Raw genomic sequence first — 4,914 nt, 5'->3', positions numbered from 1 at the left:
GGGTACAGGGCCAGGTCGACGGCCACCAGGTCAAGGTGGGCAGGGCCCAGTTCGTGGCAGACGGGCATTCAAGTGATGTATTCGGCCCCCTGGCACCTGACGAGATGGCCTCCTATGTCTCTATCGATGGGGTCTTGGCCGCTAGGGTCGTCATGAAGGACGTGCCCAGGTCGGATGCCGCCCAGACCATCACCCAGTTGCGGGAATTGGGCATCACCCGTCTCTCCATGGTCACCGGCGACAAGGAGGACTCGGCCCGGATCATCGCCGGCCAGGTGGGCATCACCGACGTGCATGCCGGCCTCTTCCCCGAGGACAAGGCCGATCTGATCGCCAAGGCTTCCAGGGAGGAGCCCAACCGTCAGCCATTCTGGGACATCTGGCTGTCCAAATTCCTTGGTGAGTCAGTGACCAAATCCATCACCCTGATGGTGGGGGACGGGGTCAACGATGCTCCGGTCCTGGCCGCCGCCGACGTGGGCATGGCCATCACCGACGGGACCACTACGGCCGCCTCCGAGTCCGCCCAGGCTGTGATCATGAATGACGACATCGCCTGTCTGTCCAGGTCGATCACCATCGCCCGCAGGACCAAGCGGGTCATGCTCCAGGCGGTCATGCTGGGGCTGACCCTGGCCACGGTGGGCATGCTCTGCGCCGCCTTCGACCTGATTCCGGTGGTTGTGGGTGCCTTTACACAGGAGGCCATCGACGTGGTTTCCATTCTTTGGGCCCTGACTGCGCTGATAGACCGGGACTGAGGTCATTCGCGACGCTTGGTGAAAGTCCCGGGGATGGAGCCCGACTAGCTCTGTTTCCGCCCGCCGCTTTGCGTTAGGCTGACAAGCATGAGTGATATTAGTGTCAACGATTCCACCATGCCCGCACCGGCCCGCGGCGAGGGAGCCGGCTCCCCCCTGCGCGTGGCCGTCATAGGTGCGGGGCCTGCAGGGGTCTATGCCTCTGACATCCTGCTGCGGCAGCTCCGGGAGAAGGGTGCCGATCTCGGTCTGGGCGACCGGGCCCGTATCGATTTGTTCGAGAAGCTGCCCGTTCCCTTCGGCCTGGTTCGTTACGGTGTGGCTCCCGATCATCCCAGCATCAAATACATCGCCGGCGCCTTGGAGAAGACCCTGGACAACCCCGAGATCCATCTCTATGCGGATGTGGAGTTCGGCAAGGACGTCAACCTGGATGATCTGCTTCAGCGCTACGATGTGGTGCTCTTCGCCACCGGTGCCGTGGACGACCGCCCCTTGGAGATCGCCGGCCACGACCTTGATGGCGTTCACGGGGCCGCCCACTTCGTCGAATGGTATGACGGCTATCCCGAAGCTGACCAGGACTGGCCCCTGGATGCCAAGCAGGTGGCCGTCATCGGAGGCGGGAACGTGGCCATGGATGTCTCCAGAATACTGATGCGCCGGGCCGACGACCTGCTGGGCACCGACATCCCCGACAATGTCTACCAGGGGATTCAAGGCAACCAGGCCCGCGAACTGCACATGTTCATCCGTCGCGGGCCGGCCCAGGCCAAGTTCTCGGTCCAGGAGCTGCGTGAGCTGGAGAAGCTGCCCGGGGTGCAAATCGTCATCGACGAGGAGGACTTCGATCTGGATCAGGAGACCATCGATCGGGCCGGCGCCGACAAGCTGACCCGGCAGATGCTGGAGGAGCTCTTCACCATCAGGGAGATGGCCGAGGACATGGCTGAAGACGGTGGCGTCGACTTCGAAGGCAATCCCGCCGACCGCCGTTTCTATATGCACTTCTACCGGATGCCTGCCGCAATCATCGGCCAGGATGGTAAGGTCACCGGAATTCGCGTGGAGAAGACCAAGGTCACGCCCGAGGGCACCATGGAGGAGACCGGCCAGTACGAGGAGTACCCGGTACAGGCCGTCTATCACGCCATCGGCTACAAGCCTGCCGAGGTTCCCGGCGTTCCTTATGACTTCTCCGGCTACACCCTTTCCAACGTCCATGGTCGCGTGACCACTGCTCCCGAAGGGCAGGACGGCCGACCCATCGACCGTCTTTACGCAACGGGCTGGGCCAAGCGGGGACCCGTGGGCCTGATCGGGTCCACCAAGTCCGATGCCCTGGAGACCATCGGCAACATGCTGGATGACCTGGCCGCCAGCCCGGCTCGCGGCCGCTTCGCCAAGGATCGTGACGACGATTCGATTGACCGTTTCTTGGCCGACAAGGGCATCAGGCCCATCGACTTCGCCGGTTGGAAGCGGGTAGATGCCTATGAGCGAGCCGAAGGCGCCAAGGTCGGCCGCGAGCACATCAAGGTCATCGATCCCGACCAGCTTCGCCAGCTCGCCCACGGCGAGTAGGCGATTGGTCTTAGGCCGTCAGTGGCAGGGCCTGGATGAGGTTTCATAAACCACGTCCAGGCCCTGTTTCTTGATCTGGCTACCGGGTGCTCACAGCGGACGGATAGACCCGGCGCAGCTATCATTGTTATTAGAGCCCTTCACGGAATCGAAGGAGCGTGGCATGGCTAATCTGACTCTCTATCCGGCAACCCTGCAGTGGGCCGTTGAGGAGAGTGATGCCGATCCGGTGGCCCTGTCTCGGCGCCGGGGGCTTGGCCAGTTGCCGGATTGGTTGGAATCCAAGGAACCCGTGTCCGTATCCTTCAACAAGGTTGAGCAGCTCAGCAGGGCCCTGCATATACCTTTTGGCGCCTTGATCAGGTCGGTCGTGCCCCAGCGTCGCCTTGAGCCTCTGGTCCGGTACCGTACCGTAGGCAATACGTCTGTGCAGCCGAGCAAAAACCTGCAGGACACCATCGACCAGATGCGATTCAGGCAGGAATGGGCCAGGGATGAATTGCTTGAGTCCGGCTTGGACGCCAACCCGCTGGTCGGTTCGGTACAGGATGCCGAGCATGACGATGCCCTGGCTGATGCGCTTCGCTCCACCCTTGGACTGGATGGGCGCTCTGCCTGGGAGGGCGGCAATTCCAGCGACCGCTTCCGTCAGCTCAAGGAACGGGCATCCAATGCGGGCATCATGATCATGCTCAACTCCCAGGTGGGTTCCGTAAGTTCTCGAAAGCTGGATCTTCAGGAATTCCGGGGATTCGTGCTGATCGACGACATGGCTCCGCTGGTGTTCATCAACAGAAACGATTCCTTTGACGGCATGATCTTCACCTTGATTCACGAGGTGGGCCATGTACTGCTGGGCACTCAGGAGCTCTTCGACGGTATTGGCGGCCAAGGGGATCGCAAGGCCATGGAGCGCGCGATAAACCGGGCTGTGGTAAAGGCTGTGATTGATGATGACCGCTTCCGGCGGCTGTGGCAGGAGAAGCTGGACGAGGGCCAAGAGCCGGCCGACGCCGCGGAATCCATAGCTGACGACTTCCATCTGAGTGCCTTGGCCATGGGGATACAGGCCCGTCAGTTCGGCTTGACTGGCGAGGATACGCTTGAGGAGCTGCAGACACGAATGAATCGGCATCTTCAGGACAAGGCCGTTCATCATCAGGAGCGGGAATCCCATGGCAATGGCAACAGGACCAATGCCTCCAGGGTTGACACCGGTTTCGTCCGCCTGGTCAATGCCGCCATGGACGGGGGCAGACTGGCTCCGACTGAGGGCTTCGACTTGGTTGGGGTGCGTTCCCCGCAGTCTTATCAGGGTTTGATTCGTGAAAAGAAGCTGATATGACTGCTACTCTCTACCTGCCTGATTCCAACATCTTCATCGCCTCCTACCGGCTCAACCATCCTTTCGACTACAAGGAGTTCCACCCCTTCTGGCGATGGATGGAAAAACTGGCTGAGGACAGGTCGATTGCCATGGTGGATGTCGTCTACGACGAGCTGGTCAACGAGCAGGCCGCTGATCCCGATATGTTGGATCTTTGGGTGCGTGCAGTGTTCAAAGGCCGCCAAATAAGCCACAAGGACGACAGGTATGCGCAGGTATATGCGAAAATCCAGGATTATCTGGTCACCTGCGGGCAGTATACGGAAGGCTCGCGCCAATACTGGGAGTCAGAGGGCAAGGCGGATCCCTGGCTGATTGCCGTGGCCAAGGTTGAGGGTGCAGTCATTGTGACGGATGAGGCCCGAGTTCCGCTGCAACAGGGACAGCACATGAAGAAAGAGCCCAAGATCCCTAACATCGCAGAGCAGTTTGGGGTGAAGACCATCAATCTTCGCCGATTCTTCGATACCAACGGGAGGTTGAAGAAGGCCCAATATGTTCCTTCTGAGCCTAAAAGCAGGAGAAAGGCTGCGAGCCAACCAGGCCTGTTCTGAGCAGATAGTAGGGGAGGAGCCCGGCAGTCCCATCTTTTCAGCGGTCGTTCAGCAAAAATTCAGCGGCATTGTCTACCATGGAACCCATGAATGGCAAGCTGAAGGTTCACGGACATTTCAACGGCCTGAAAACGACGCTTTTGTTCGCCCTTATGTGGGCCGTTATTATGCTCATCTGGTGGCTGACCGGCGGTCGCCAGGGGACGCTGGGCATCTATATCCTCATAGGCCTGGCCACCACTTTCGGATCCTACTGGTTCTCTGACAAGGTGGCGATTGCCTCCATGCATGCCCGGCCGGTCAGCGAGCAGGAGGCCCCCGACCTTTACCGGATTGTCCGGGAGCTGTCGGGGAGAGCCGGCAAGCCCATGCCCCGCATCTACATTGCCCCCACTGACTCGCCCAACGCTTTCGCTACAGGCCGTAACGAGCGCCATGCTGCCGTCTGCTGCACCCAGGGGATCCTGCGCATCCTCAACGAGCGGGAGATTCGCGGGGTGCTGGGCCACGAGCTCATGCATGTCTACAACCATGACATCCTGACCTCTGCCGTGGCTTCGGCCATGGCTACGGTCATCACCTACCTGGGTTACTCCCTCATGTATTTCGGCGGTGACAGCCGGGACAG

The 4,914-nt window shown here is 60.5% G+C and carries 5 protein-coding genes; all 5 read left to right on the top strand.

Annotation, left to right across the window (positions count from 1 at the left end):
* Positions 1-761 (top strand): HAD family hydrolase (locus AC0AP0_RS09000; protein ID WP_490430219.1); only part of this gene is annotated, 761 nt, incomplete at its 5' end.
* A gap of 117 nt (positions 762-878) precedes the next feature.
* Positions 879-2,345, top strand: coding sequence for an FAD-dependent oxidoreductase (locus AC0AP0_RS08995; protein WP_490430220.1), 1,467 nt, complete (start codon positions 879-881; stop codon positions 2,343-2,345).
* Positions 2,346-2,508: 163 nt separating this feature from the next.
* On the top strand, positions 2,509-3,690 hold the full coding sequence (locus AC0AP0_RS08990; protein WP_490430218.1) for an ImmA/IrrE family metallo-endopeptidase: 1,182 nt from the start codon (positions 2,509-2,511) through the stop codon (positions 3,688-3,690).
* Positions 3,687-4,286, top strand: coding sequence for a DUF4411 family protein (locus AC0AP0_RS08985; protein WP_490430217.1), 600 nt, complete (start codon positions 3,687-3,689; stop codon positions 4,284-4,286). The genes AC0AP0_RS08990 and AC0AP0_RS08985 overlap by 4 nt, the downstream gene beginning before the upstream one ends.
* A gap of 86 nt (positions 4,287-4,372) precedes the next feature.
* On the top strand, positions 4,373-4,914 hold a 542-nt coding region (locus AC0AP0_RS08980; RefSeq protein ID WP_490430216.1), incomplete at its 3' end, for a M48 family metalloprotease.

Source organism: Bifidobacterium sp. POST2/T3 (B1) (genome assembly GCF_058197115.1).
This window is presented reverse-complemented; position numbering and strand designations above follow the sequence as displayed.